Origin of the sequence: Arabiibacter massiliensis (genome assembly GCF_902386925.1) — a bacterium.
Taxonomy (GTDB): domain Bacteria; phylum Actinomycetota; class Coriobacteriia; order Coriobacteriales; family Eggerthellaceae; genus Arabiibacter; species Arabiibacter massiliensis.
Genome location: NZ_LR698996.1, coordinates 1230377 through 1256141 on the forward strand (window position 1 = coordinate 1230377; position 25765 = coordinate 1256141).

Sequence of the window (25765 nt, forward strand, 5' to 3'; positions counted from 1 at the left end):
ACGATGGCTGAGCAATACGGATTCTTCGTCGATTCGACGCGCTGCGTGAAATGCTACGCCTGCGAGGTGGCGTGCCAGCAGTGGCACGAGCTCAAGGCGAACACGGTGCACCGCCGCACGGTGCAGGAGGAGTGCGCGGGCACGTTCCCCAACGTCACGCGCACGTTCACCTCGCTTTCCTGCATGCACTGCGAGAATCCCGCATGCGTCGAGAAGTGCCCGCAGGGCGCCATCGGCAAACGCGAGGAGGACGGCGCGGTCATCGTCGACCGCGAGAAGTGCATCGGATGCAAGACGTGCTCGGCGGCCTGCCCGTTCGACGTGCCGCAGTATCTCGAGGCGGAGGACGGCGGCCTCAAGATGGACAAGTGCGATATGTGCCTCACCTTGGGGCGCGAGGCCGACGAAGCGCCGCGCTGCGTGAACACGTGCCCCACCAAGGCGCTTCACTTCGGCACGCTCGCCGACATGGCCGAGCTCGCCAAGGCAAAGGGCGGCTCGCAGCTGGAAGGCGAGACGAAGCCCTCGGTGTACGTCGCGAGGGCGTAGGCGGAAACGCGCGGACGCCGGGGAGCCCGAAGCGGCCTGTTCGGGCTCCCCGCCCTTTTCAAAGACGCTCGTCTCGGCTATGCTCCAAGGCGAAGGGGAAAGGAGGGGGACATGGCCGCGCATCAGTACGGCTTCTTCGTCGACACGACGCGCTGCGTGAAATGCTACGCCTGCGAGGTGGCCTGCCAGCAGTGGCACGGAATGCGCGCCGGCACGTGGATGCGCCGCACCGTGCACGAGTCGTGCACGGGAACGTTCCCCCACGTCGAGCGCACGTTCACCTCGCTTTCGTGCATGCATTGCGAGAACCCCGCCTGCACGGCGGTGTGCCCGGTTCAGGCGGTGACCAAGCGCGAGGAGGACGGGCTCGTGGTGGTGGACAAGGGCATCTGCATCGGGTGCCGCAGCTGCGCGCTCGCCTGCCCGTTCGACGTGCCGCGCTACGGCGCCAAGAAGGTCATGGACAAGTGCGACGGGTGCCTCGGCCTGGGACGCAAGCCCGACGAGGAGCCGCGCTGCGTGGCCACGTGCCCCACGAGGGCGCTGCGCTTCGGCAGGCTTGAGGATATGGCCGCGCTCGCCGCCGCGAAGGGCGGCCAGAGGATGGAGGGCGACACCGCGCCATCGGTGTACGTCGCCCGGAGGAATCAACCGGCGCCTGCCGCGCTGGACGAGGGGAAGGACGTTTCATGAGCAACGCATCGTGCGCCGCCGACGCCGCGCGGGAGCTGCTGGAAGAGCGCGAGCTCGCCTGCGCGTTCCTGTCGATGGCCTACCTGCAGGAAGTGAACGCGGAGTTCCTCGAGCGCCTGCGCGACGAGCCGCCCGCGCTCGAAGGCGAGATGGGCGCGTTCGCGGCCTCGCTCGCCGAGGCCGACCTCGAGGAGGTCAGGAAGGACCTGGCCGCCGAGTACGCGCGCATCTTCTTAGGGATGAGCGCCTCGCCCGTGGCCCCCTATGAGTCGGTGTACACGAGCGAGCTGCACCTTCTCATGCAGGAGGCGCGCGACGACGTGCGGCGCGTGTTCCGCGCCGAGGGCTTCGCCGTGGCGTCGGACGTCCGCCTGCCGGAGGACCACGTCGCCTTCGAGCTGGAGTTCATGGGGCGCATGTGCCGCAAGGAGCTCGACGCGCTCGCGTCCGGCGACGCCGAGGGGGCGCTCCGCTGCCGCGAGGTGCAGCGCGGCTTCTTCGCCGGACATCTGGCCAACTGGCTGCCCGCCTTCTGCGACGACGTGCGGAAACGGGCGCGCACGCCGTTCTACCGAGGCGTCGTGGAGCTCACCGAATCGTACCTGGACGCCGAGCGGGCCGCCCTGGCCGAAGACGCCGCCTGATCGCGATGCGAGGCTGAGCGGCCGTGGTCAACTCGTTCATCGTCTGGTACCTGTTTTTGGCCGGCGCCGGCGGCGGGGCCTTCCTCGTGGGCGCGGCGGTCGACCTCGCCTGCCGCTTCCGCAGCGACGGATGGCTCGCGCGCCTCGAGCCGCTGGCCGAGGGAGGGCTCGTCCTCGGGCCCGTGGCGGTGGTCCTGGGAGCGGTGTTCCTGCTGGCGGACCTCGGCTCGCCCGAGCGCGCACTGCGGGTGTTCGCCACCGCCTCCACCAGCCTGCTCACCTTGGGCTCGTGGTCCGTGGGCCTGTTCTGCGCATGCTCCATCGGCGCGCTGGTCGCGGGCAATCTGGCGGACAACGCCTTCACGCGCGCATCCGAGGCCGTCCTGCAGGTGCTCGCCACGCTGTCGGCCTGCTTCGTCGTCGTGTACTCGGGGCTGTACCTCTCGACGTTTCCCACCATCCCCTTCCTCCATTCGCCGCTGGTGCCTGCGCTGTTCGTGGCGTCGTCGCTCTCGGCGGGCGTGGCCATCGTGCTGCTGTTCGGCTTCGCGCTGCAGGAACGGGACGAGATCGCCGCCGGCGTGCCCGCCCTCGTGAAGCTCGACGTGGCCCTGCTCGTCTTCGAGTGTGCGGTGCTGACGGCGTTCGTCGCGGCGTCCGTCGCCCAGGGGGGACTCGCCTCCGCGTCGACCGACGCGCTTCTGCTCGGCGACCAGGCGGGGCTCTTCTGGCTGGGCGCGGTGGGCGTCGGCCTCGCGGCGCCGCTCGCGGCGGAGGCGGCCCATCTGCTCCATCCGGATTCGCCGTCGTACGCGGCCGGCGCGCTGTGCTCGCTGGCGGGAGGGCTCTGCCTTCGTTACGCGCTGCTGCTGGCCACCGTGCGCTACAGCGCCATCGACCTCGGCGGAGTGACTTTTTGGGGATGAGCGCGGCATACCCCTCGATCGATTCGAGCCATGGTACCATGTACGACGACATGGCTGATAGTTTATACGCGACAGAGGAGAGCGCGGTCGACGCGCTGGGCACGTTCCACGTGGACGAGCGCGGCAGCGTGCCCATTTGGATCCAGATCCGCAAACGCCTCATCTACCTGATCACGTCCGGCAAGTACCGCAAAGACGAGCGGCTGCCCTCCGTGCGCGACCTCTCGGTGCAGCTGGGCGTGAACTACAACACCGTTCTCAAAGTCTACCAGGACCTCGAGCGCGACGGCTTCATCTTCACCAAGCGCGGCAAGGGCACGTTCGTGTCCGACATCCGCGACATCGACTACTCGGCCGACGACGGCGAGATGGAGGCCCTCGCGGTCGACTTCGTCCAGAACGCGCTCGGCAAGGGCATGGAGCCCGAGGACATCCTCCAGCTCGTGCACGAGCAGATCGAGAAGCTCGAGGGGACGAAGCGGCGCTGAGCACGGGCCGGAAGGCTGAGGGGATCGAGGGGAAGGAACCTGCCATGCGCAACAAGAATCGCAAGCAAGCAGCCGTCGAGGCGACGCCGAACTCGCCCATGCAGTTCGGAGCGCCCAAGAGCAAGAAGACGTCGCGCAACGGCGTGTACCTGTTCTCGCTCACGCTGTTCCTGCTGGGCGCGGGGGCGGTGCTCGCGGCGTTCTGGCGCGTCGTGTCGGTGCCCGTCATCATCGCGGCCGTGCTGTTCGGACTGCTGCTCACGTGCAGCATCCGCATCATCCCGCAGTGGGAGCGCGCCGTCGTGCTGCGCCTCGGCAGGCTGAACCGCGTGGCGGGGCCGGGCGTGTACTTCATGATCCCCATCGTCGAGCATACCGCCGCGCGCGTCGATCAGCGCATCATCACGACGCCCTTCACGGCGGAGGAGGCGCTCACGGCCGACCTCGTGCCGCTCGACATCGACTCGGTGCTGTTCTGGATGGTGTGGAACCCCGAGGACGCCTGCACCGAGGTGGAGGACTACTCGTCGGCCATCTGGTGGGCGGCGCAGACCGCGCTGCGCGACGCGATCGGCCGCATCAACCTGGCCGAGGTGGCCACGCGCCGCGAGCAGCTGGACAACGAGATCAAGGAGATCCTCGACGAGAAGACCCGCGCCTGGGGCATCACCGTGGTGTCGGTGGAGATCCGCGACATCGCCATCCCCAAGGAGCTGCAGGACGCCATGTCCAAGGAGGCCCAGGCCGAGCGCGAGCGCAACGCGCGCCTGCTGCTAGCCGAGATCGAGCAGGACATCTCCGAGATGTTCGTAGCCGCCGCGGCCGTCTACGACGAGAACGACAAGGCCATGCAGTTGCGCACCATGAACCTCATCTACGAGAGCGTGAAAGACAAGGGCGGCCTGGTCATCGCCCCGAGCGCCTTCGGCGAGGCCTTTAACAACATCAAAGGCTTCGGCAAGGAGTAACCGGCGGCGCAACGCGCGGCGGCGGCACGGACGCATCTTCGCTCCGAAAACATGCCTCAGCGCGTGAGGCGTGTTTTCGGAGCGAAGATCGACGGCGCAGCGAAGGTCAGGCGAGCTTGGAGGCGTCGACGGCCACCAGGTGGCCGTGCTCGTCCTCGAAGACGCATAAGCCGCCGTCGCGGCTCTCGTAGAGGTGGCGGAACCGCGCGAACCGGCGCTTGGCCGGGGGCGCGGGGGCAGGTGCGGGAGCGGGCTGCGGTTCAACCTCGGGTTCAGGGGCAGGAGCGGGCTCAGGAGAAGGTTCGGGTTCGGGTTCCGGTTCGGGTTCCGGTTCGGGTTCCGGCTGACGCCGCACGGGATCCTTCGACTCGCTTTGCTCGCTCAGGATGACAACCGGGGGCTCGGGTTCGGGTTCCACGGCTCTCGAGGCTTCTTCGAAGTCTTCCTCGTCGGGGTCGTTCTCGGCTACCAGCTCAAGCTCGTGGCGCACGGCGGCAGCTTCGAAGTCCGTCTCGCTCGGCTCCGCCACGCGCACGGGCACGGGGATGTGCGGCACCTCGATCACTCGCTCCTCCGGTTCCTCGGCCTCCGCCGCCTTCTCGAGCGCCGCGTCGGCCAGGCCCCCTTCGAGCACCTCGATACCCGACGCCATCACGCGCGGCGACGCAGGCGCGGGATCGATGCCGAGCCGCGTGCACAGCGACAGATTGGACTGCGCGATCGTCACGAGCTCGCGCGCGTACTCGGCGCGGCCGCCGTCATCCGCGTCCTCAAGCGATTTCCCTATTTCCAGCACGCGGCCCCACGAGAGCGCGTCCATGTCCTCTTTCAAGGACACGATCTTGTCCGCCTCGCGCAGCACGCGCTTCTCCGTCGATTTACCGAACATTCAAGCCGCCTTCTCCTCAAGGGGCCCATTGTAGCACGTCAGTAGATGACCCGCCAGAACACGAGCCCCTGAGCAGGGGCGTTTTCCCCCGCCTCGCGGCGGTCGCACGCTTCGAGCACCTGCTTCACCCAGTCGGCGTCGCGCTGGCCGCGCCCCACGCACACGAGCGTGCCCACGATGGTGCGCACCATCGAGTGGAGGAACGCATTGCCCACCACCTTGATGGCCATGATGTTCTCGCCCATCACCGTTTCGGGATGGAACGATATCTCGCGTATGTTGCGGTGCGTCGGCTTGCCCTCCGCCGAGGCCGCCATGCAGAAGCTCTTGAAGTCGTGCTCGCCGAGCAGGTGCTTCGCGCCGGCCTCCATGGCCGAGATGTCCAGCCCGCCGGGCACGAACCACGAGAAGTCCTTCATGAAGATGGGGCTCGTGGAGTCCACGCACAGGTGGTAGTGGTACTCGCGCGCCTGGGCGTCGAAGCGCGCCGAGAAGCCGAGCTTCTTCGGCTCCACCTCGCGCACGCTGATGGCGTCGTGCGTGAGCGCGTTGAGCGAGCGGCGCAGGGAGGGCAGCGAGCGCCCGCCGAGGTCGACGTCGTTCACGTCGAAGCTCACCACCTGGCCGAGCGCGTGGACGCCGGCGTCGGTGCGGCCGGCGCACGTCGTCTCGATGTCGCGCTTGAACAGCAGGCGCAGGGCGTCCTCGAGGTCGCCCTGCACGGTGAGCTGCCCCGGTTGGCGGGCGAAGCCGGCGAAGGGCGCGCCGTTGTAGGACACGGTGAGCGCGAGGGTGTGGTCGCGCACGGGACGTTCGGCGGCGCTTGCGGCCGTCGCTTCGCGCTCGCGCGCGGGTGTGGGGGTGATGGTTTGCGTATTCATAGCCCGTTATGATAAACGAAGCGGCCCGGTCCGCAAGACTGAGCCGCAATCCGCTTGCCAAACTGTTTAAAACCCACGTGCTTAGGAAATTCGCACATCGAACTTCGTGCGCGCTAAGTCGTCAAGATCGCTGATGCACTCCTCGACGCGTTTCATGAGCTCTTTGCGCTTGTGCACGTCAAGCTTCTGATAGATACGGTGCATGTGCGTGTTCACCGTGCCCTTCGCCATGAAAAGATCTTCCTCTATCTCGCTCACGGTATAGCCCTGCGCAAGGCATACGAGCACATCGCGCGCCCGTTCGCCCAGATCGTAGCGCGAAGCAAGGAGATCGCATGCCTCTATCATCTGCCGACGCCGGATCAAAAGGGCCTTCTCCTCCATGCTCAGCCCCTCATGGAGAGAATAGGCCGATCCGGAGAGGAACGCGACATCCTTCTCGGTAAGCACGAAAAGATAGCTGACGAGCATGCAGATCACGCAGAACACGACGCCTACGTCGGCCACGTCGAGCGTATCCGCGAAAACCATGTTCAAGACGGGAACGAGCAGCGTCCCCGCGATGCTCCCACCGACGAGTGCGCCGCGACCTAAACCGAAGCAGAGGACGACGGGCAAGCCGAACCGCCGACAGACGTCAGCCAAGAGCAGCCAGTTCAACACATTGAAGCACGTGTAGCTCGCGGTGATGAGGCACAGCTGCGCAAGGCTGCCCTTCAGGGGTATGAGCAGGAGGTACCCGACGATCATGAACAGCAGAACGGGTTTGTAGGCGAATATGAAGTCAAGTCTCCTGGAGAAAGCGAGGATGCCGAGGAACAGCAAGAGCGAGAACGCTGTGGCAGCGGGCATGACGAATGAATACGTCGGACTCTGGTTGCTGATGGAGAACACAGCAGGCATGAGCGTGTTGCAAATCCCCACGATGAAGGACACGAGGGATATCTTGACCAGAAGGCGCCTGCGGCTCATCGGCACGGGTCGACGGCTTTTCGACACGCCGCCGGCCGCTTCCGCGCTTACGGGCCCATCGCCTTCTTCCTCAGCACTCCCCACGAGGCAGCGCGCAAGAAGAATCGCGGAGGCGAAGGGGAGCAGCAAGGCGACGGCGACGCAGATCCACCCGGGCACGATGCTTGACAGAGGAATGAAAAGCGATGCGACGAAAAACGCGAGCGGCACCTCGATAGACGACGATGCAGCCCCCGTTCTCGCATAAGGCCAACCCCACCCGATGTCGAGCAGCGCCGTACCTGCGCCCGTCAACGCGCCGGCGGTCACCAAGCACATCGCACCCGCCCAAGAGCCAGCAGAAGCGAACAAGGTGAAAAACGAGCCCGTCGCCACAGCTGCGGCAGCGACGCATGCGAACAGACGGGGATGCAGGCCTGCGAACGCCTCCATCTGATCCTGCCGAGCCGCGCAAAGAAAAGACACCGCCACGAACACGGTCGCAGACACGAGAAACACTTCCCCGGCAGGAGACGCATCCCCCTGCGCTCCCGAAAGAAGGAAGAAGACCCCCGTCCAAAAGAACAGGTAGTTCCACGCACGTAGAAACAGGTTGCCAAGCAAGCGCTCCGGCCGCAGCCCCTGCGAAGCCAGCTTGCGCAAGCGCCCCGCCGCGACGTCGAGGAACCCCCCTTCCTCCGTCTGGCTTTCATGCACGTTAACCGTTCTGCCCATAACCGCACCTCCTCCCCCGACCATTGTAAAGCACGCCAAGCCGATCCGGGCATGTCGCACGGCCACCGTCGAGATTCATAAAAAAATGTATGACACCGCACTCACAAAATCATAGACGATCTTCCGACCTCAACTCCACCGCCCTGCGTATCGTGGCAATATCGGCTCGGCCCTTGCGGGGACCAGCCGCCAGAATCATCAAGGAGAAAGGACACTTCATGGGGAACGCAATGAATCGCCGGTCATTCTTGCAGGGAGCGGCGGCGAGCGCGCTTATCTTCGGGGCAGGGGCTATCGCCGGTTGCAGCCCGTCGACAGCAGGAGGGGCAGGCCAATCCCAAGCGCAAGCCCAAAGCTCGACCGACATCAAGGACGCTCAGCAGGGAACGTGGTATTGCTCTGAGGAATTCGAAGACGTGCTCAAGCCCAAGCCCGGCACCGTCGCGTTCGAGGCGGATCCCGTCGGCGACGATGCCGTCAAGGAGACGCTGCAGTGCGACCTTCTGGTCATAGGCGCGGGCATCGGAGGATTGTCCGCTACCGCCTCCGCGTTGCAGAACGGGCTGAGCGTCGTCCTGCTCGAGAAGGGCACCACGTATGCGGCCCACGGGTCGGAAATCGGCGCCATCGGAGGGAAGGTGCTGACGGAAGCAGGCCTGGTCCCTGATCCGATCGATGTGTACAACGAGGCCATGGAAGCCGCGCAGTATCGTTGCGACGGAACGGTATGGCAGCGCTACATCGACCGATCGGGCGAGGCCATCGACTGGCTGGAAGACACAGTCATCCAGGGCGCGTGCGGCGGGCAGAGCCCCTCGTCCGCAGCCGACCGCATCGCCAACGGCGTGAACTGGCGCGCGACGACGGTGCAATGGGAAGCCGGATTCGACTCGGTCATCAAGCAGATGCTGCAATACTGCCAGGACAACGGTGCCGACGTGCGCTTCGAAACCCCTGCGGTTCAGCTGGTCAAAGACGGCGAAAGGATCGTCGGCGCCATAGCAAAGACGAAGGACGGCGAGTATATCAAAGTTGAAGCCGCCAAAGGCACGCTCTTAGCCACGGGAAGCTACGACTACAACCCCGAGCTTATGAGCGAGCGCATCCGCCCGCGCGACCTGCGGGTGTACGCCTACCTGAACACCTCGTTCACGAACACGGGCGACGGCCACCTCATGGGACTCGCCGCTGGAGCCGCCCAAGACGAGTATCCCCAGGTGGTCATGAACGACTCGTCGGGATCGCGCAGCGGAGGGGCATACTCGGCCGCAGTCCTCAGCGTGCTGCGCGTCAACGACGACGGCGTGCGCTTCGTGAACGAGGATCTCACGCTCAACTATCTCTCGAACGCCATCAACTACCAGCATCAGGCGCATGACTGGTGCATCTGCGACGCCAACATAGGCCCCATGGCGCAGCGCATGATGGGAGACGCGCCCTTCGCGCCCGACGACATGGTGAACGGCTTCATCGCCGACTCGGTCGAGTGTGCGAGCGTGGCCGAGGTGGCGAAGACCATCGGCTGCGAGGAGGCGGTTATCCAGGCGACCCTCGACCGCTACAACGAGATGTGCGACAAGGGCGTGGACGAGGACTTCAACAAGAACCCCCACAATATGGTGCGCGTCGACACCCCTCCCTACTACGTGTTCGATGAGGGGAGTGCGCTTCTGACCACCGTGTCCGGCCTGCGGACGAACGACAAGTCCGAGGTGCTCGATGGCGAGGGAGCCCCACTCGGAGGTCTCTACGCCACAGGCAACGTGTCGGGCTCCATGTTCTACGACTCCTACCCGCACCACATCGCCGGCGTAAGCACGGGCCGTTGCGTCACCTTCGGCTACCTCCTCGGCCGCCGTTTGGCCGGAATCGAGGAGTAACCCCCGCGAAGCTCGGGCGCGCAGGTCGCACTGCAGCCCGGACAGGGCGCGCGGTCGGCACCCACCAAGCGAGTTCCGCACGAGCCGGAGGCCCCAGTGGGGCCTCCGTGCGAGCCAGGACTGCCGAGCGACTGGGCGCCGACCGCGTGCCCCAAGCAGGTCGAGCGACTGGGCGCCAAGGCGTGCGTCCCTACGAAGCCCTCCACACTTGCGCGCCGAAGAGCTGCTGCAGCTCGGACTTCATGATGGAGCTGGCCGAATCCACCGACACGGGCAGCTCGGCACGGAACTTGTGGCCGTCGCTTTGCTGGACGAACAGGACCACGCCGTCGCGGCCCGGGTACGACTTCAGGATGCGGTTCAGCTTCAGCGATTTCGCCTGGTCGAAGTCGGCCATGGGCACGCGCAGCTCGAGGCGCGAGGGGCGCGCGTCCGCGTCGGAGAGCTCGATGGCCTCCACCTCGAACGCCATGATCTGGTTGCCGCGGTCGTTGTGCTCGAACTTGCCCTTGACCTTGACGATGGCGTCCTCCTGGATGGCCTCGGCGTTATCGTCGTACTTGAAGCAGATGCACTCGACGTGGCCGGTCGTATCCTCCAGCGTGAACGTGGCCATCTTCGTGCCGCGCTTCGTGAGCTTGGTCACCACCGTCGACACCATGCCCACGAACGTGGCCGACTTTATCTCCTTCGTGCACTCGGCCAAGTCGCCCAGCTGGTACTTCGTCATGCGCGCGATGGCGCCTTCGTACGGTCGCAGCGGGTGGTCCGAGACGTAGATCTTCATGATCTCCTTCTCGTAGGACAGAAGCTGGCGCTTGGGCCACTCCACGCCGTCGGGCTCGGGCACGGCCTCCTCGAAGCCGGAGTCCGGATCGTCGCCGAACAGGTCGAACATGCTCACCTGGCCCCGGTCGCGGTCCTTCTGGCGCTTCGACGCGCTCTCCAGAAGCGGCGTCTCGTCCACGAAGTGCATGAGCTGCTTGCGCGTGTAGCCCGTCGAGTCGAACGCCCCGCCCTTGATGAGGGCCTCGAGCGTCTTGCGGTTGTAGCACTTCGCGTCCAGGCGGTTCACGAAGTCGTGCAGCGACGTGTAGGGGCCGTTGGCCTCGCGCTCCTCGATGATGGCCTCGGCCACGTTGGCGCCCACGCCGCGCACGCCCACCAATCCGAAGCGGATGCCGTCGTCGGTAGGCGTGAACTCCGCGTTGGAGGAGTTGATGTCCGGCGGCAGCACCGGCGTGCCATTGTGGTTGCAGCTGGCGATGTAGCGGATCAGGCGATCGGTGTTGCCCATGTAGGACGACAGCACGGCGGCCATGAAGTCGTTCGGGTAGTGCGCCTTGAGGTACGCCGTGCGCATGACCAGGATGGCGTAGGCCGCGGAGTGCGATTTGTTGAACGCGTACTTCGCGAACTTCTCGGCGTCTTCCCAGATCTGCTTGGCGATGTCGAGCGAGTAGCCGTTCTCCACCGCGCCGGTGTTCCAGTCCTCCTGCAACGCGCGCATGACGTCGAGCTTCTTCTTGCCCATGGCCTTGCGCAGCTTGTCGGCCTTGCCGGCGGAGAAGCCGCTCATGGCCATGGAGATCTGCATGATCTGCTCTTGGTAGACCATGGTGCCGTACGTCTCCTCCAGGATGGGGCGGAGGCGCTCGTCGTAGTAATGGATCTGGGTCCGGCCGCTGGCCACCTTGATGTAGTCCTCCACCATGCCGGACTCGAGCGGGCCCGGCCGGTTGAGCGCGATGGAGGCGACGATGTCGGAGAAGCGCGTGGGCGGCAGGCGCGCAAACAGGCTCACGTACAGCGCGCCCTCCACCTGGAACAGGCCGTCCATGTTGCCGGACTGCATGAGCTTGAAGGCGCCCTCGTCGTCGATGGGGATCTCCTCGGGCACGATCTTCTTGCCGAGGCGCTGCTCGATGTTGCGGCACGCGATGGACAGCACGTCGAGCGTGCGCAGGCCGAGGAAATCCATCTTCAAAAGGCCCAGTTCAGGCGTGTAGTGGCCGTCGTACTGCGTGATGATGCCGCCGCCCTTGGTGTCGCGCTTCATGGGCACGTGGTCGGCCATGGGGTCGCGGCAGATGATGGTGGCGCACGCGTGCACGCCCTCGCCACGCACGTGGCCCTCGATGGACTTCGCGGCGTCGATGACCGCGTGCACGTCCTCCTCCGCCTCGTAGGCCTTCTTGAGGTCGGGGTTGGCTTCGAGCGCCTTGTCGATGGTGATGCCCAGCTCGTCGCCGATCATCTTGCAGATGCGGTCGCCGGTGTTGTACGGCTGCTCCAACACGCGCGCGGCGTCGCGCACGGCGTTCTTCGCCTGCAGGGTGCCGAACGTGATGACCTGGGACACGTGGTCCTCGCCGTACACGTCCTTGATGTGGTTGATCACCTCTTCGCGGCGTCCCTGTTCGAAGTCGACGTCGATATCGGGCATCTCCACGCGCTCGGGCGACAGGAAGCGCTCGAACAGCAGGCCGTTCGAGAGCGGATCGAGCGCCGTGATGTCCATGGCGTACGCCACGATGGCGCCAGCGGCCGATCCGCGGCCGGGTCCGACGCCGATGCCCTGGCTGCGCGCCCAGTCGATGTACTCCTGCACGATGAGGAAGTACGCCGGGAAGCCCTGCTGGATGATGACGCTCATCTCGTAGTCGGCGCGCTCCTGCGCCTCCTTGGGCACCGGATCGCCGTAGTGCTTGACCAGGCCCTCCTGCACGCGGCGGCGGAAGTAGCTCTCCTCAGTCTCGCCTTCGGGCAAGGGGAAGCGCGGCAGGATCGAGTCGCGCTCGAGCACGACGTCCACCTTCTCGGCCACCTCCACCGTGGTGTCGCAGGCCTCGGGGAAGTCCTTGAGGGCCTCGCGCATCTCCTCCTCGGACTTCATGTAGAACTCGTCGTTGGCGAAGCGCATGCGCTTCTCGTCGTTCACGAACGACCCCGTGCCGATGCACAGCATGTAGTCCTGGGCCTTCGCATCCTCGCGCGTGAGGTAGTGGAAGTCGTTCGTGGCGATGGTCTTGAGGCCCGCGGCCTTGGCCACGTCGGTGAGCATGCGGTTGAGCTCGGTCTGCGTGAAGCCGGCGTCGGTGCGGATGCCCTGGTTCTGCAGCTCGATGTAGAAGTCGCCCGGATCGAAGCAGCCGGCGAAGCGCTTGGCCCACTCGACGGCGTCGTCGAACTGGCGGTTGTCGAGGAGCTTCGGGATGATGCCCGCGATGCACGCCGACGAGCCGATGATGCCGTGGCCGTACTTCTGCAGCATGCTGAAGGTGGTGCGCGGCTTGTAGTAGAAGTTGTCTACGTGCGACTCGCTGACCAGCTTCACCAGGTTGTGGTAGCCCTCGTTCGTCTTGGCCAGCAGCAGCAGGTGGTAGAGCTTGGGCTTGACGTCCTTGCGCAGTTCCTCATCGGTGGTGAAGTACACCTCGCAGCCGTAGATGGGCTTGACGCGCTTGCCCGTCTCGGCCTCCACCTTGTCGCACATCTCGCACAGCTGCGGCACGCCCGACATCACGCCGTGGTCGGAGATGGCGACGGCCGGCATGCCCAGGTCGGCGGCGCGCTTCACCATGTCGTAGATGTGCGTATGGCCGTCGAGCAGGGAATACTCGGTGTGGTTGTGCAGGTGGACGAATGCCATATCTTGTGCCTCGAATCAGTTGGGGATGCGCGTGGTTGTGTCGATGCCATGATACCAGCATCCCTGCGGAAGAGGTTCGAACAAACGATGGATTTTGCGCGGAAGCGGGCGCTAGCCTTCCAGGAGGTCGGCGAGCACCTGGTCGTCCATGTTGCCGCCCGAGACGACGCAGACGACGTTGGAGTCGGCCCCGACCGGCACGAGCCCGGCCATGACGGCGGCCACGCTCACGGCGCCGGCGCCCTCCGCGACCAGCTTCTGCTGGCTCGCAAGCTCCCTCACGGCATCGGCTATCTGACCCTCGCTCACCACGAGCACGTCGTCGACGAGCTCCCGCACCACCGGGAACGTCTTGTCGCCCGGGCGCGCCACGTCGATACCGTCGGCGAGCGACTCCTTCGTCTGGACGCTCACGGCCTCCCCCGCGTCGAGCGACGCGCGCATGCTGGGCGCGCCCTCCGACTCCACACCGTATACCTTGATCGAGGGCTTGACGGCCTTCGCCGCGCAGGCGATGCCCGAGATGAGCCCGCCGCCGCCCACCGGCACCACGATGGCGTCCACGTCGTCGCGCTCGGCGAGGATCTCGCAGGCGATCGTGCCCTGGCCGGCCATGACGGCGTAGTCGTCGTAGGGAGGCACGTAGACGGCGCCCGACTCCTCCACGAACGCCTCGGCGGCAGCCTTCGCGTCCTCGAACATGCCCTCCACGACGCGCACGTCCACGCCGTAGGCGCGCGTGCGGTCGACCTTCTCCTGGGGCGCGATCGAGGGGATGAAGATGGTGGCCTGGATGCCGAGATCGCGCGCGGCGTAGGCCACGCCCTGCGCGTGGTTGCCGGCCGAGCAGGTGGCGATGCCGCGCGAGCGCTCCTCGTCGCCCAAGCTGCCGATCTTGAAGTAGGAACCCCGCAGCTTGAACGAGTTCGTGCGCTGCAGGTTCTCCAGCTTGAAGAACAGGTTGGAGACGCCGGTCTTCACCGTGGAGGGCACGAGCGGCGTGGGGATGACCACCCCGTCGAGGACGCGCGCGGCCTCCTGTACCAGCTCGTAGCTCAGCTCGCCGGAAGAGACGGCCGTGCCGGCGGGCACCGGTGCCGCGCAGCCCGAAAGCGTCGCCGATCCGCCGAGCGCGCAGCCGAGCGCCGCGATGCCGCCCAGCTTGAGAACCTGCCGCCGCGTCAAATCCATAGCCATGGGGCCTCCCTTCGCCGTGTCTCCTATTCTACCATCCTGCATGCGCGTCCGGGCCCGCGCATACGGCGAAGGCTTCGCCAGAGCCGCGGCGACCCAATACGTCCTCCCGGCATCCCTCGCGCAGGACGTCGAGCACCTTCACCATGGCGAGGGTGTCCAGGCGGCAGTACGCCAGAAGCTGGGCGCGCACCTGGGCGATCTCCTCAGGGCTGCGCTCGTGCAGCGTCGCGTAGGCCTGCATGGCCTCGCCGCCGTTGCGGACGCCCTCGAGCGCATGGTAGTCGAGCTCCGGGTCGTCGGGGCAAAGCGCGGGCAGCACCGCCTTGATGGAGCACGAGCCGCCCATCGCGCGGTCGTAGCACGCGCCTTTGGCGAAGGGCTCCATGAGGTCGCGGACGTTGCCGCAGATCGCCAAGAGATGGTCGGCCAGGTCGGGGAAGAGTCCGGCCAGCTCGCGCAGACGGCCCTTCTCGAACGACTGGTTGTAGGCGAGCACGCACGCGTCGGCCGGGATGTCGGCGCACAGGCGCTCGGCGATGGCGCGGCGCGGGTCCTCGCCCTCCTTCGCCAGGAACTCGCGATGCTCCAGCTCGCCCGGCTCGCGCTCGATATGCAGCGAGCACTGGAAGGGGATCTGTTGGAAAGGCGACACGCCGTCCCACAGCGGCACCGCCTGCTGGTACGTTTCGAAGTCCAGGTGATAGAGAGGGTACGACAGCGTGTCGAGGAACACGCCCACGGCGTCCGCGTCGAAGAAGCGCGGGATGCCGAGCGCCTCGGCCATCGCCTGGCGCATCTGGAAAGGCGTGAGGATCGCGCCCGCGTCGAGCACGTCGGCAAGCGTCACCGTACCCGACTCGTAGAGCGCGAATTTCGTCGATTTGCGCATGTTCCACAGGTCGAACACGCTGGGCTTGGGCACTTCGCGCCAGCAGTACGCCTTGAACGCGCACGGGTACGGATCGCCGCATTGCATGCCGAAGCCCAGCTCGGGCTCCTCGTCCTGCTCCATGACGGTGCGCAGGCGCTCGATGGCGGCGGGAATGCCCTCCTGCATGGCTATGACCTCGTCGGTATGGTCCTCCACCGCGAACAGCCGATGCAGGTCGAGCTCGCCGTGGCGCACGTAGGTTCTGTCTAAGTGCATGAGCGACACGCTCTTCACGTTCAGGCCGCACGAAGACACCACGTAGCGCTGGTAGGCCATGTCGTGCAGGTAGACGGGCTTGCAATGCGTGGAGCTCTTCACCTCCACGATGCGCACGCCGTCGTCCTCCGCCAGCAGGATGTCCACGCTGCAGAAGTTGCCCTCGAAGGCGAACGACGCCTCGGCGATGACGCGCTCCCCCGCCGCGAGGAGCCGCTGCGTCTCGTCGAGCATGAGCTGCTTGTCGTCGGCGTAAGGCACCTCGATGAAGGGGCCGTAGTAGCCCATGGCCAGGTCGCCCACAAGGTTTCCCGTGTCCAGGACGGCTTGGTTCATGCACGAGTCGTCGGCCTCCTCGGGCTTGTGCCGCTGAAGCCACAGCATCTTCGCGCACTGCACGCCCTGGCAATATTTCGATTTCGACAATCCCATGCGCGCTCCTTCCGTCGCGTCGTTTCCAACCATGATAGCAGCGCCGCCCCGTCACCCTATCCCGCAAACGGGACAGCATGGGTTCTTTTTATAGATGACTCACAGCATCATGGACAAAATCGGCCTTCGGGACTGATTTTTTCGCGCCGATCTCGCCTGACCGCAGAGAAACCCCAGGTGGCAAGAAGCTGAGCCAAGAGCACCGGACGAAAAATCAGTCCCGAAGGCCGATTTTGTCCACGACAGAGAGGCGCAACGCGCGCAGCACGCTACGCGGAGAGATAATCGTACTTATTATAAGCACGATTATCTCTCCACCCGCAAGAGCCCGAGCCATGCACTTGACACCTTCCATGCGGGTGATATATTTATCACATGATACAAATAGATCACTAGGAGGCTATCATGTTCAAGATGAACTCGCTCTCGTGGATGTACGGATTCATCGGATGCCTCGGATTGATCGGGTTCACCACCGACCAGCCATGGGCGCTTCTGAGCTTCGGCTTCTTCGCCAACTTCTCGAACTACTGGTGGTACAAGATGCTCGGCCCCGTCGACTCGCCGTTCGCCCAATTCGACGAGCGCCTCGTCGCCGACCGCACGCGCGCCGCCTCCAAGACGTTCATGTGGGGCATCATGGGCATCTTCCTAGCCAGCGTGGCCGTTTCGCTCGCCTTCTCCGACCCCGTCGTGCTCTACCGCGCCGAGCTGCTCATCATCGCGTTCGGGTACGCGCTCACGGTGAACGCCTGGGCCTTCCTCACCTACCGCTACGACCGGCAGGGGGCCTGACGTGTCCGGCTTCAAAAGCAACGTGCGCGTGTTCCGTCAAGCACGCGACATGACGCAGGACGAGCTGGCCCAGAGGGTTGGTGCCCGCCGCGAGACCATCGTGCGCCTGGAGAGCGCGAAGTACAACCCCTCACTCGAGCTGGCCGCGCGCATCGCGCACGTGCTGGGCACCTCCCTTGAGGAGCTGTTCGAGTTCGACTTCGCGCCCGAGACCGCCGCCCAGCGCCAATTCCACGAGAACGCGCAGCCCCGGCGCGCGTGAGCCCTCGATGCGTCAGCTGTCGTGAGGCCAAGCGCCCGCTCGATGGCGCAGCTTCCTCCAGGTCACAGCACATCCAGCAGGTACTGGCCGCTTCCAAGGCGGATGCGCTCGGTAGGATTCAGGGCGTCCATCAGGTCCATGAACCGATCCCAGCCGCCGATGAAGATGCGCAGGAACTCCTCGCCGTTTCCCCGCTCGATATAGCGCCGCTCGTACTCGTCCTTGAGCTCGCGCTCGGGGTACGCGAGAAGGTAGGGAACGCCCCAGGCCTCGAGATACGCAGCAACACGATAGTCGGGCGGCGCGAAGACGTACTCGCACCCGCCCTTCTCGCGCGCGTCGAGCAGGGCGGCAAGATAGTTGCGCGGATACTCCGGATTCATCGCCTCGACGGGATAGGAGGCCTTCAACGCCTCGGACTCATCTTCGCGAAGCTCCTCCATGAGGTACTTGTAGGGCATGCAGGGAAGGTCGGCGAACCGCTCCGGCTGCACCTTCGCGCAGTGCGATTTGCCCGTCCCGGCATGCGCCAGGACGATGCGCGCGCCGGCCTCTTCGCACATCCGCGTTCGATCGCCCGCCATCTCGTCACGCCTCCTCGCATCGCTGTCGCCGCTCGTATCAGGATAGCACGCGCTCGTGTTCGCGTCTGCGCGGCCGCGTCGGGCGAAAGCGGCGCTTTCGTGCAATGTCCTTGAGTTCTGCACCCTTGCGCGAAGGAAAAACGCGCTTTTAGGGAGGGCGTGGCAAGAGTAGGCGGGTAAAACCGCAGGTCGGCTTGAACGCATACCCTGATTCCGGCCTCCAGGAGGGTGCATAACTCAAGGACATTGCAGTTTTGAGGCCTTTTCGATGACGCTAGGGTGCAAAACTCGACGACTTTGCAGAAAGCGGCGTTGTCGGCTGGCGCCGCACGGGATCCTTCGACTCCGCGCTGGCGCGCTCCGCCCAGGATGACAGGGGGAAACGCTGGCGCGCTCCGCCCAGGATGACAAAGGCACCCTAAAAGAGCGAGCGGGTCCAGTCGAGGACGGCGTATCCCCAGGGCGTGAGGGCGGGGCCCTCCTCGCCGCCGACGACCGTCAACCTGCCATCTTCCACCAAGAGCATGCTCGCGTCGCCGATGGGCCAGAGCGAGCTGGCGAGCGAGAAGGTGTCGCAGGCTGCCAGCTTGCGGCTCTCGCCGAGCGCATCCGCAGGCGGCATCGGCACCAGGCCGCAGGTGCTCACCGGCGTGTGGCCCACTATCTGGTCGAACCCCGCGCACGGATCATCCGAAAGCTCGCTCAGGTCGGCCCACAAAGGCCCCGGCACGTCCCAGCCTCCGCGCCCCGCGCCGCACGTGAACAGCGCCTCGCGGTCTTCCTGCGCACCGCCCTCGAACAGCGCGTTCAGCTGATCGCACGCCGTCATGGCGAAGCCGGGCTCGTCCAGGTACCGCTCCGCCCAGCTATCGGTGACCCCCGCGTGCGTGAGCAAAAAACCGTCCACCTCGGCGGCTATGGCGGGATCGAGGTCTCCCAGCAGCTCGCGCACCTCCCGCACCATGCGCATATGCGTGCCCGGGCCCTCCTGGCCCATGAGGTACTGGTAGTCGTGGTTGCCCAGCAGCACGTCCACCTGCACGCCCGACGCCCGCGTCTCGTCCACCCAGTCGGCGAGGAAGTAGAGCGCGTCCATCAGCTGGTCGTCGGTCGAGTGCCATTCGTCGCAGTAATCGCCCAGAAGCACGATGCGGCCCGCCCCGTGCCGCTCCACCAGCGCATCCACGCGCGGCAGCACGATCTTCTGCTTCAGGTGGGTATCCCCCACCACCAGCGTCTTCGTCATTCAGACTCCCTCCCGTCGCTGTCGCCCGGCTTCACCACATACTCCGACCACCGCATAACGCCGCCGCCGAAGTCCACCTTCTCGAAGCTCGTGTACACGCCCGTTTCCGTGTCGTACTTGAGCACCGGCACGATGTGCGAGGTCTCCGTCGTGCCGTCCAGGTAGAAGTGCGACTGCCCGTCCCAGAACACGCGGTTCTCGCCGCACATCCGGTAGGTGCCCACATGGCCTGCGACGATGTCCTTCTCGAACGCCCCGAACGTGCAGGGGAACTTGCTGTGGAAGAAATGGTCCTCGGTGCCCACCTTCCAATACTCGCCGGCTTCCTCGTCTATCCCCGCATGGACAAAAATCTGCGCGTCAGTCTCATAATACAGCGGAAGCTGACGCAGCCAGCGCAGCGTCGGCGCGTCGAGGGCCGGCTGAGCGCCCACGTCCGCATCTCCACTATCCCGTTCGCGTCCGAGAACAGCGGATCCGACGCCCGCCCCAGCTCCTCCAAGTACGCGTCCTCGTGGTTCCCCATGAGCACCACCACCTGGCCCTCATGGCGTTCCTGGAACTCCCGGATGTACGTGAGGAATTCGGGACGCAGGTGGAACCGGTCGAGGTAGTCGCCGCACAGCACCAGCAAGGTGCGCTCGTCCGAGAAGTCCACCACCGAAAGCGCGTCCTCGAACGCCTCCCGCTCCCCGTGTATATCGCTCATGGCGTATATGAACAACCCTACTCCTCACACGATTCGCCCGCGCCCTCGCCTGCTTCCGCCTCCGCTTCCGCTTCGACGGTCTTCAAACGTGCGTACGCTTTGCACACAAATTGGAAATGCTCAAGGGAGCCTTCGCCCAGCAAAAGGTTCCGCGCAGCTTTTATAAGCATCTTCTCCGGCGAGCGTGCCTTGAGCGTTGCATATTCCAGATAGATGGGATTGATGTGATCGTGGTGAAAACTCCCCTCCTCATCAGGGAATTCAACCGTGACGGCACAATCGTAGAAATCGAGCGCGTCTTTTCGCTCGGAATCGCGCCGGACTTGGGCGTCTTTTTCCTCTTGATCCTTCGGGTCGAGCACGATACCGACCTCGTCCCATCCCAGCACCTTCACCACATCCCCTCGGAAGAACGGATGGGGGATGTCGAAATAGGTGTCGTCGAAAAAGAGCTGCTCTTTCTCGCTCTCGTCCGACGGAAGGCCTTCGTCCGACTCGTTGCTCCACCATGATTGCAAGATGTGATCAGGGGAATAGGTGAGGGCTGCAACCGCGCTGCTCAAAGCATCGCTGCCGATGTCGCGGGCATCCCCCGCGGAAACAAGGAAGGCTTTCGCTATTTCATAGCCCGTGTTTCCGCAAGCGCGTCGGGCGAACTCCTGCGCAGCTTCCCGTGTCTCGAAAAAACCGTCGATCAGACGATTTTCAAAGCGAGCGCCTTGCAGGACGTACGCGAACCCTTCATGTTCCTCGAACCTGCGCAGAGCCTGCTGCTTGCACTCGAAATAGCGGTCGATGCGCTCGACAAGCTCCTGGTCTTCCGTAGTGGCCTTGAGCTCTACGAGAAACTGCTCCTTTTCCTCCGTCGGCAGCAAGCAATTGTTGTAAGCCAGCTCGGCTTTCTCGAAATCGGTGAACTCGCGGCCGACGGAATCAAGGTGCTTTCGCATATCTTTCGATGGAATGAGTTCTATCACAGGACCTCCCTTTCTTGGTCTTATACGCTTACCGGCTGGCGCCGCGCGGGATCCTTCGACTACGCGGCTTCGCCGCTCCGCTCAGGATGACAAGGGCACCCGCTTCGCCGCTCCGCTCAGACGCTCAGACATGCATCGAATCACGAAGGCGTGCTCAAACGGCGACCGCAGCAGGGGCAGTAGTTGATGTCCATCAGCGCGTTCGCGACGACTTTGCCGTCGGGAAGATACGCGCCCGCATCAAGGGTGTTCCCATACAAAACTACCAATAGGGTGCCCTCATACGCTTCCGCTCTCTTCTTCAAGCCGACGTTGCGCTTTCCGCAGAATTCGCAGCCGCTCTCCTCTGCGTCCATCGCTCGCTCCTCCCTCACGCATCGTCGCCGTCATTTCCCAGTATAGCGCCTTGTTTGACCGCGATCATCCAAGCAGGGCTCGAACCCGCTGCCGAGGGGTCACAGAAGCACGGATATGGCATCCGTAGGGCTCTTGCCCTGCGCAAGTTCGATCGACCTCCAAAACGTCATATCCGGCCGAAACGTGTGCAGGTTCCGCATATTGACGCGACCACGAAGGAACTCCAGCACGCGCGCAGGGTCAGGATCATCATGAAGAAGCCTTCTGGTAAGAGAATTGATGGGGTAGGTCACGATATTCTCCACGCAGGTCAGCTCCTCGTCCACGTCGAACTCCAGGATGACGTTCATGTTCTCCATGATCCTGACATGCCGCATCCCGGAGGAAGCCGCACCGCGCGAAGGCCCGCCCATCCCCGCCGAGCCGGAAGCGCCCTCCCCCTCGTCGTAAAAGGCGGCGAAACTGCGCTCGCCCGCCCAGGCGGCCTCGATACGCGCCGCGATCCCATCCAGCGTCCGGATGCCATCAAGCGGCACGACCCTGCCGTTGCCGGCCAGCCGCTCGTAGTGTTTCGCAAGCCTCCAGAAGATCCCTCGATCCTCTTTCATCAGGCTCCATGCCACCTGCGCCCCGTTCGCCTGAGCGAGCGCGCAGAGAAAACGGCTGTCGGCCCGGATGCCCGGCATCTCCCGCACGCACCGCTCCATGTCCTGGCTCGCAACCTGGGCCAGCCGGTCGGCGCGGCGCTCCCAGCAGGCGAAGGCGCTGTTGATGAGTTCCAACGTCTGCTGCGCGCTGCGCGGCTTCGCGTGCGCCAGCAGCGCTTCCGTGGCAGGCTCTTCGCCGCAGCCCCGGTCGAACAGGTAGTTCACCTGGCCCTCGGCATCCACGAAGCTGCCATCTAGGTAGTTGCGGCGCGTGTAGGCCTCCCAGCCCGCCTCACCCTCGCCGAAGCCGTCGAAGTACGCGCGGTAGCGGCCGAACTCCTCGCGCGCCAGCGGATGCAGGTCGTCCGAGCCCAGGTACCGCTTCCGCACCTGATCGAGGAACAGGTCGAAGAAGTCGCACAGGCCGGGATTCGCCACGCCGGTGGCCGTGTCGCAGGCGAACCCGCGCCACTGGTTCAGCCCCCACGGCATCGGCATGAAGTTCGCCAGGCAGTGGTACTGGTGCCGGAAGTGCTCGATGAGCAGCGACGACACGCCTTCAAGCCAGGCCTTCTTACGGCTTTGCAGATACGGGTTCACGTCGCCGACGGCCGCACCCTCGGGAATGGCGTCGCCCTCTTCGAAGCGCGTCTTGAACACGGTGTTGAACGACACGAGGGTATCGCCGCGCATGCGCTCGGCAAGGACGGGATAGCCGTACTTAAAGCGCTCGCCCGAGCCGTCGCGGCGCGCTGCCTCGATGGCCTCGCGCACCTCGGCCCACTCCGCGTGCCAGAGGCAGTCGTAGAACCCTCCCCCGAAGCGCCGATCGAACGCTGGAAACGACATGTCGGGATCACCCGATTCGATCTCCTGCAGAAACGCCTCGCGTGCCTTCATGTTGCGGTTTCCTCTCGCCCTCTTGCCCTTTGATGACAGGATACCAGGAGGTATGGGAGGAAAAAGTCCCATTGAGGGTGCAGCCGGCTGCGTCGGCGAAAGCGGCGCTTTCGTGCAATGTCCTTGAGTTCTGCACCCTTGCGCGACCGAAAAACGCGCTTTGGGGGAGTGCGTGGCAAGAGTGGGCGGGTAAACCGCAGGTCGGCTTGAACGCATACTCTGATTCCGGCCTCCAGGAGGGTGCATAACTCAAGGACATTGCAGTTTTGAGGCCTTTTCGATGACGCTAGGGTGCAAAACTCGACGACTTTGCAGAAAGCGGGGTTGCCGGCTGGCGCTGCGGGGGATCCTTCGACTCGCTTCGCTCGCTCAGGATGACAAAGGGGAAAGCCCCGGCCGGGGGTTCCCGGTCGGGGCTCTCATACGCTCTTGCGGCTTTGCGGGCCGTTGCGTTGCCAAGCGGCACCGCGTGCCGCGCGTTCGCGCTAGGCGGCCTTCGCCACCTTCAGCTGGACTTCGCACCAGGCCTTGTCGGCCGTGAGCGTCGTCTTGCGGACTATGTCCTCGGACAGCTCGGACAGCTCGGCCTCGATGGCGGAGAGGCGCTCGCGCACCTGGGCGACGTCGATCTCGGCCGAGGGCAGCGCGCGGTCGGCGAGGATGATGACCTTGTCATCCCCCACCTCCACGTAGCCGCCCTGCAGGGCATAGTGCTTGACCTGGCCATCGGCGGCCGTCATGCGCGCCTCCCCGTCGGCCAGAACCGATACGAGCGGCGCGTGGCCTTTCAGGAAGCCCATCTCGCCTTCGACGCCGGGCACGACGACGAGCGTGGCCTCCTCGGAGACCAGTTTCGCCACCGGCGTCACGATGTCGCACGTGAACCCAGCCATTTACGCGTCCTTCTTCTTCATCTCTTCGTACGCCGCATAGACGTCCTCGATGGAGCCCTTCAGGCGGAAGCACTGCTCGGGGATCTCGTCGCACTCGCCGTCCAGGATGGCGGCGAACGAGCGGATGGTGTCCTCGAGCTTCACGTACTTGCCCGGCAGGCCGGTGAACTGCTCGGCCACATGGAAGCACTGGCCGAAGAACTGCTGCGCCTTGCGGGCACGGTTCACGACCTGCTTCTGCTCCTCGGACAGCTCGTCCATGCCGAGGATGGCGATGATGTCCTGGAGGTCCTTGTAGTTCTGCAGGAGCTCCTGGATGCCGGTGGCCACGCGGTAGTGCTCGTCGCCGACGATCTGCGGGTCGAGCGCGCGGGAGGTGGACTCCAGCGGGTCGACGGCCGGGTAGATGCCGAGCTCGGCGATGGAGCGCGACAGAACCGTCTTGGCGTCGAGGTGCGTGAACGTCGTGGCCGGCGCGGGGTCGGTCAAGTCGTCGGCGGGCACGTACACGGCCTGCACCGACGTGATGGAGCCGGTGGTCGTCGACGTGATGCGCTCCTGCAAGTCGCCCATCTCGGTGGCCAGCGTCGGCTGGTAGCCCACGGCGGAGGGCATGCGGCCCAGCAGCGCGGACACCTCGGAGCCGGCCTGCGTGAAGCGGAAGATGTTGTCCACGAACAGAAGCACGTCCTGGCCCTGGTCGCGGAAGTACTCCGCCTCGGTGAGGCCCGCGAGGCCCACGCGCAGACGGGCTCCCGGGGGCTCGTTCATCTGCCCGTACACCAGGCAGGTCTTGTTGATGACGCCCGAGTCGCTCATCTCCAGGTACAGGTCGGTGCCCTCGCGGGTACGCTCGCCCACGCCCGTGAACACCGACGTGCCGCCGTGCTCCTGGGCCAGGTTGTTGATGAGCTCCTGGATGATAACGGTCTTGCCCACGCCGGCGCCGCCGAAGAGTCCGGTCTTGCCGCCCTTGACGAACGGCTCGATCAGGTCGATGGCCTTGATGCCGGTCTCGAAGATCTCGGTGGTGGTGGACAGCTCGTCGTAGTCCGGGGCGGGACGGTGGATGGGCATGTAGCCCGACACCTCCGGCATCGGCTTCTCGTCGACGGGCTCGCCGATGACGTTCCAGATGCGGCCCAGGGTCTCCGGGCCCACCGGCATCATGATCGGGTGGCCCGTGTCGATGACCTCGAGACCGCGGACGAGGCCGTCGGTCGAGCTCATGGACACCGAGCGCACAAGGTTGCCCGGCAGGTGCGTCTCCACCTCGAGCACGAGGTGCAGATCGCCCGCGGCGGTTTTCGCATCAACTGTCAGCGCGTTGTAGATCGCCGGCAGCTGATCGGGGGGGAACTCGACGTCGACAACGGGTCCGACGATACGCATGATGCGTCCGGCAGCGCCTTTGCTGGCTTCGATCTCCTCCTTTGTAAACATGTGTTCAGCCATTTATTCCTCCAAAGCCGCCGCGCCACCAACGATTTCCGAAATCTCGGTCGTGATAGCACCCTGGCGTACGCGGTTATACAGTCTGGTCAACGTTTCGACCATTTCAGTGGCGTTGTCCGTCGCCGACATCATGGCGTTTCGACGCGCGCCCTGCTCGGCAGCCGCCGAGTCGATGAGCGCGTGGTAGAGCGTCGTGCGCACGTAAGCCGGCAGCAAGCGGTCCAGAACGGCACCGGCGTCCGGCTCGAAGATCACATCGCTTTCGAGCTTCGGCTCGTCGGGCGCGACCTCGGAGGCCTTGCCGGCCTCGAGCGCCGACGTGTCCACCGGCAGCACAAGCTCCTCGCGAAGCTGCTGCTCGGCAGCGTTCTTCGCGTGGTTGTACACGACGATGACCTCGTCGATGTCGCCGTTCACATAGCCGTCGATGGCGTAGGCGGCCACCGAGGCGGCCTCCTCCACCGTGGGATCGGCAGACAGGTCGGCGAACCTGAGCACCGGCTCCACCTTGCGGTAGGTGTAGTAGCCGACGGCCTTCTTGCCGCAGGCGACGATGCTCACGGTCGCGCCTTGAGCCTGCTTTTCCTTCATCAGGTGATCGACGTGCCGCAGCACGTTGCTGTTGAAGCCGCCGGCCAGACCGCGGTCCGACACGATGGCCACCACGAGCACGTTTCTGACCTCGTCGTGCGTGCGCAAAAGCGCGTTCTCGGAGCCACCTACACGCTTGGCAACGTTGGCCAACATCTCGACCATGGATTCGGAGTACGGCGTGGAGTCCTGCACGCGCTCGTTGGCGCGGCGGACCTTCGCGGCCGCCACCATCTGCATGGTGCGCGTGATCTGCTTCGTCGATGAGACGGAGCTGATACGCCGTTCTATGTCGTGAAGGTTGGGCATAGTCTACC

The 25765-nt window shown here is 65.0% G+C and carries 25 protein-coding genes; 9 read left to right on the plus strand and 16 right to left on the minus strand.

All coding sequences use genetic code 11. From position 1 onward, the window contains the following. Positions 1-3 precede the first annotated feature (3 nt). The 6 genes from FX134_RS05370 to FX134_RS05395 all read left to right on the plus strand — a co-directional run bounded on the left by FX134_RS05370 (position 4) and on the right by FX134_RS05395 (position 4268). Positions 4-549: a 4Fe-4S dicluster domain-containing protein gene (locus FX134_RS05370; protein WP_080798708.1), complete on the plus strand. Its 546-nt coding sequence runs from the start codon at positions 4-6 to the stop codon at positions 547-549. 111 nt (positions 550-660) lie between these two features. Further along, positions 661-1242: a 4Fe-4S dicluster domain-containing protein gene (locus FX134_RS05375; RefSeq protein WP_080798714.1), complete on the plus strand. Its 582-nt coding sequence runs from the start codon at positions 661-663 to the stop codon at positions 1240-1242. Then, on the plus strand, positions 1239-1886 hold the full coding sequence (locus FX134_RS05380) for a TorD/DmsD family molecular chaperone (RefSeq protein WP_080798717.1): 648 nt from the start codon (positions 1239-1241) through the stop codon (positions 1884-1886). Before FX134_RS05375 ends, FX134_RS05380 begins: the two co-directional genes overlap by 4 nt. Before the next feature lie 23 nt (positions 1887-1909). Then, positions 1910-2812 carry an NrfD/PsrC family molybdoenzyme membrane anchor subunit gene (gene nrfD / locus FX134_RS05385; RefSeq protein WP_080798720.1) on the plus strand — a complete coding sequence of 301 codons (903 nt, stop codon included), beginning with the start codon at positions 1910-1912 and terminating at the stop codon, positions 2810-2812. A gap of 38 nt (positions 2813-2850) precedes the next feature. Then, complete coding sequence (locus FX134_RS05390) at positions 2851-3300, plus strand: GntR family transcriptional regulator (RefSeq protein WP_232050848.1); 450 nt, start codon at positions 2851-2853, stop codon at positions 3298-3300. A gap of 44 nt (positions 3301-3344) precedes the next feature. Then, the gene (locus tag FX134_RS05395) at positions 3345-4268 is read left to right on the plus strand and encodes a slipin family protein (protein WP_080798722.1); all 924 of its coding nucleotides are present in this window, start codon (positions 3345-3347) and stop codon (positions 4266-4268) included. Positions 4269-4374: 106 nt separating this feature from the next. Here FX134_RS05395 and FX134_RS05400 read toward each other — a convergent pair whose 3' ends face one another. From FX134_RS05400 to FX134_RS05410, 3 genes are all read right to left on the minus strand, one after another. Beyond that, positions 4375-5157, minus strand: a complete 783-nt coding sequence (locus tag FX134_RS05400) for a hypothetical protein (protein ID WP_080798725.1) — start codon at positions 5155-5157, stop codon at positions 4375-4377. A gap of 38 nt (positions 5158-5195) precedes the next feature. Continuing rightward, entirely contained in the window at positions 5196-6038 is an 843-nt protein-coding gene (gene truA, locus FX134_RS05405) for a tRNA pseudouridine(38-40) synthase TruA (protein ID WP_080798727.1), read from the minus strand. Positions 6039-6119: 81 nt separating this feature from the next. Next, positions 6120-7724 carry a helix-turn-helix transcriptional regulator gene (locus FX134_RS05410; protein WP_172623394.1) on the minus strand — a complete coding sequence of 535 codons (1605 nt, stop codon included), beginning with the start codon at positions 7722-7724 and terminating at the stop codon, positions 6120-6122. Between the two features lie 416 nt (positions 7725-8140). On the opposite strand from FX134_RS05410, the gene FX134_RS05415 reads away from it, so the two are divergent. Beyond that, the gene (locus tag FX134_RS05415; RefSeq protein ID WP_172623395.1) at positions 8141-9604 is read left to right on the plus strand and encodes an FAD-dependent oxidoreductase; all 1464 of its coding nucleotides are present in this window, start codon (positions 8141-8143) and stop codon (positions 9602-9604) included. Between the two features lie 190 nt (positions 9605-9794). Here FX134_RS05415 and dnaE read toward each other — a convergent pair whose 3' ends face one another. From dnaE to FX134_RS05435, 3 genes are all read right to left on the minus strand, one after another. After that, positions 9795-13256, minus strand: coding sequence for a DNA polymerase III subunit alpha (gene dnaE, locus FX134_RS05425; protein WP_080798741.1), 3462 nt, complete (start codon positions 13254-13256; stop codon positions 9795-9797). A gap of 111 nt (positions 13257-13367) precedes the next feature. Continuing rightward, positions 13368-14453, minus strand: a complete 1086-nt coding sequence (locus FX134_RS05430; protein ID WP_172623396.1) for a threonine ammonia-lyase — start codon at positions 14451-14453, stop codon at positions 13368-13370. Between the two features lie 28 nt (positions 14454-14481). After that, on the minus strand, positions 14482-16032 hold the full coding sequence (locus FX134_RS05435) for a DUF2779 domain-containing protein (protein ID WP_080798745.1): 1551 nt from the start codon (positions 16030-16032) through the stop codon (positions 14482-14484). Between the two features lie 405 nt (positions 16033-16437). Between FX134_RS05435 and FX134_RS05440 the strand changes: the two genes are divergently transcribed. Together FX134_RS05440 and FX134_RS05445 are read left to right on the plus strand one after the other, a co-directional pair. Continuing rightward, positions 16438-16827 (plus strand): DUF3796 domain-containing protein, encoded by a 390-nt coding sequence (locus FX134_RS05440; RefSeq protein ID WP_080798748.1) that lies wholly within the window; start codon positions 16438-16440, stop codon positions 16825-16827. 1 nt (position 16828) lies between these two features. Continuing rightward, on the plus strand, positions 16829-17089 hold the full coding sequence (locus FX134_RS05445; protein WP_080798751.1) for a helix-turn-helix transcriptional regulator: 261 nt from the start codon (positions 16829-16831) through the stop codon (positions 17087-17089). A gap of 62 nt (positions 17090-17151) precedes the next feature. Here the strand turns inward: FX134_RS05445 and FX134_RS05450 are convergent, their stop codons facing one another. The 10 genes from FX134_RS05450 to atpG all read right to left on the minus strand — a co-directional run bounded on the left by FX134_RS05450 (position 17152) and on the right by atpG (position 25757). Next, on the minus strand, positions 17152-17673 hold the full coding sequence (locus tag FX134_RS05450) for a hypothetical protein (RefSeq protein ID WP_080798755.1): 522 nt from the start codon (positions 17671-17673) through the stop codon (positions 17152-17154). Positions 17674-18091: 418 nt separating this feature from the next. After that, complete coding sequence (locus FX134_RS05455) at positions 18092-18919, minus strand: metallophosphoesterase (protein ID WP_080798758.1); 828 nt, start codon at positions 18917-18919, stop codon at positions 18092-18094. Beyond that, positions 18916-19353: a hypothetical protein gene (locus FX134_RS05460; protein ID WP_172623397.1), complete on the minus strand. Its 438-nt coding sequence runs from the start codon at positions 19351-19353 to the stop codon at positions 18916-18918. The genes FX134_RS05455 and FX134_RS05460 overlap by 4 nt, the downstream gene beginning before the upstream one ends. After that, positions 19251-19628, minus strand: coding sequence for a metallophosphoesterase (locus tag FX134_RS05465; RefSeq protein WP_143412142.1), 378 nt, complete (start codon positions 19626-19628; stop codon positions 19251-19253). The genes FX134_RS05460 and FX134_RS05465 overlap by 103 nt, the downstream gene beginning before the upstream one ends. Positions 19629-19645: 17 nt before the next feature. Further along, positions 19646-20605, minus strand: a complete 960-nt coding sequence (locus tag FX134_RS05470) for a hypothetical protein (RefSeq protein WP_080798767.1) — start codon at positions 20603-20605, stop codon at positions 19646-19648. A gap of 140 nt (positions 20606-20745) precedes the next feature. Continuing rightward, on the minus strand, positions 20746-20961 hold the full coding sequence (locus tag FX134_RS05475; RefSeq protein WP_080798769.1) for a hypothetical protein: 216 nt from the start codon (positions 20959-20961) through the stop codon (positions 20746-20748). Positions 20962-21060: 99 nt separating this feature from the next. Beyond that, positions 21061-22509 carry a hypothetical protein gene (locus FX134_RS05480; protein WP_080798772.1) on the minus strand — a complete coding sequence of 483 codons (1449 nt, stop codon included), beginning with the start codon at positions 22507-22509 and terminating at the stop codon, positions 21061-21063. Between the two features lie 485 nt (positions 22510-22994). Next, entirely contained in the window at positions 22995-23402 is a 408-nt protein-coding gene (atpC, locus tag FX134_RS05485; protein WP_080798776.1) for an ATP synthase F1 subunit epsilon, read from the minus strand. Continuing rightward, positions 23403-24857 carry a F0F1 ATP synthase subunit beta gene (atpD, locus tag FX134_RS05490; RefSeq protein ID WP_087881536.1) on the minus strand — a complete coding sequence of 485 codons (1455 nt, stop codon included), beginning with the start codon at positions 24855-24857 and terminating at the stop codon, positions 23403-23405. Beyond that, positions 24858-25757 carry an ATP synthase F1 subunit gamma gene (gene atpG / locus FX134_RS05495; RefSeq protein WP_087881537.1) on the minus strand — a complete coding sequence of 300 codons (900 nt, stop codon included), beginning with the start codon at positions 25755-25757 and terminating at the stop codon, positions 24858-24860. It lies immediately after the preceding gene. Between the last annotated feature and the right edge of the window lie 8 nt (positions 25758-25765).

Coding starts and splice junctions, on each gene's coding strand:
- FX134_RS05370 (WP_080798708.1), top strand. CDS start 4: ATGGCTGAGCAATACGGATTCTTCGTCGATTCGACGCGCTGCGTGAAA.
- FX134_RS05375 (WP_080798714.1), top strand. CDS start 661: ATGGCCGCGCATCAGTACGGCTTCTTCGTCGACACGACGCGCTGCGTG.
- FX134_RS05380 (WP_080798717.1), top strand. CDS start 1,239: ATGAGCAACGCATCGTGCGCCGCCGACGCCGCGCGGGAGCTGCTGGAA.
- FX134_RS05390 (WP_232050848.1), top strand. CDS start 2,851: ATGTACGACGACATGGCTGATAGTTTATACGCGACAGAGGAGAGCGCG.
- FX134_RS05395 (WP_080798722.1), top strand. CDS start 3,345: ATGCGCAACAAGAATCGCAAGCAAGCAGCCGTCGAGGCGACGCCGAAC.
- FX134_RS05400 (WP_080798725.1), bottom strand. CDS start 5,157: ATGTTCGGTAAATCGACGGAGAAGCGCGTGCTGCGCGAGGCGGACAAG.
- truA (WP_080798727.1), bottom strand. CDS start 6,038: ATGAATACGCAAACCATCACCCCCACACCCGCGCGCGAGCGCGAAGCG.
- FX134_RS05410 (WP_172623394.1), bottom strand. CDS start 7,724: ATGGGCAGAACGGTTAACGTGCATGAAAGCCAGACGGAGGAAGGGGGG.
- dnaE (WP_080798741.1), bottom strand. CDS start 13,256: ATGGCATTCGTCCACCTGCACAACCACACCGAGTATTCCCTGCTCGAC.
- FX134_RS05430 (WP_172623396.1), bottom strand. CDS start 14,453: ATGGCTATGGATTTGACGCGGCGGCAGGTTCTCAAGCTGGGCGGCATC.
- FX134_RS05435 (WP_080798745.1), bottom strand. CDS start 16,032: ATGGGATTGTCGAAATCGAAATATTGCCAGGGCGTGCAGTGCGCGAAG.
- FX134_RS05440 (WP_080798748.1), top strand. CDS start 16,438: ATGTTCAAGATGAACTCGCTCTCGTGGATGTACGGATTCATCGGATGC.
- FX134_RS05450 (WP_080798755.1), bottom strand. CDS start 17,673: ATGGCGGGCGATCGAACGCGGATGTGCGAAGAGGCCGGCGCGCGCATC.
- FX134_RS05455 (WP_080798758.1), bottom strand. CDS start 18,919: ATGACGAAGACGCTGGTGGTGGGGGATACCCACCTGAAGCAGAAGATC.
- FX134_RS05465 (WP_143412142.1), bottom strand. CDS start 19,628: ATGAGCGATATACACGGGGAGCGGGAGGCGTTCGAGGACGCGCTTTCG.
- FX134_RS05475 (WP_080798769.1), bottom strand. CDS start 20,961: ATGGACGCAGAGGAGAGCGGCTGCGAATTCTGCGGAAAGCGCAACGTC.
- FX134_RS05480 (WP_080798772.1), bottom strand. CDS start 22,509: ATGAAGGCACGCGAGGCGTTTCTGCAGGAGATCGAATCGGGTGATCCC.
- atpC (WP_080798776.1), bottom strand. CDS start 23,402: ATGGCTGGGTTCACGTGCGACATCGTGACGCCGGTGGCGAAACTGGTC.
- atpD (WP_087881536.1), bottom strand. CDS start 24,857: ATGGCTGAACACATGTTTACAAAGGAGGAGATCGAAGCCAGCAAAGGC.
- atpG (WP_087881537.1), bottom strand. CDS start 25,757: ATGCCCAACCTTCACGACATAGAACGGCGTATCAGCTCCGTCTCATCG.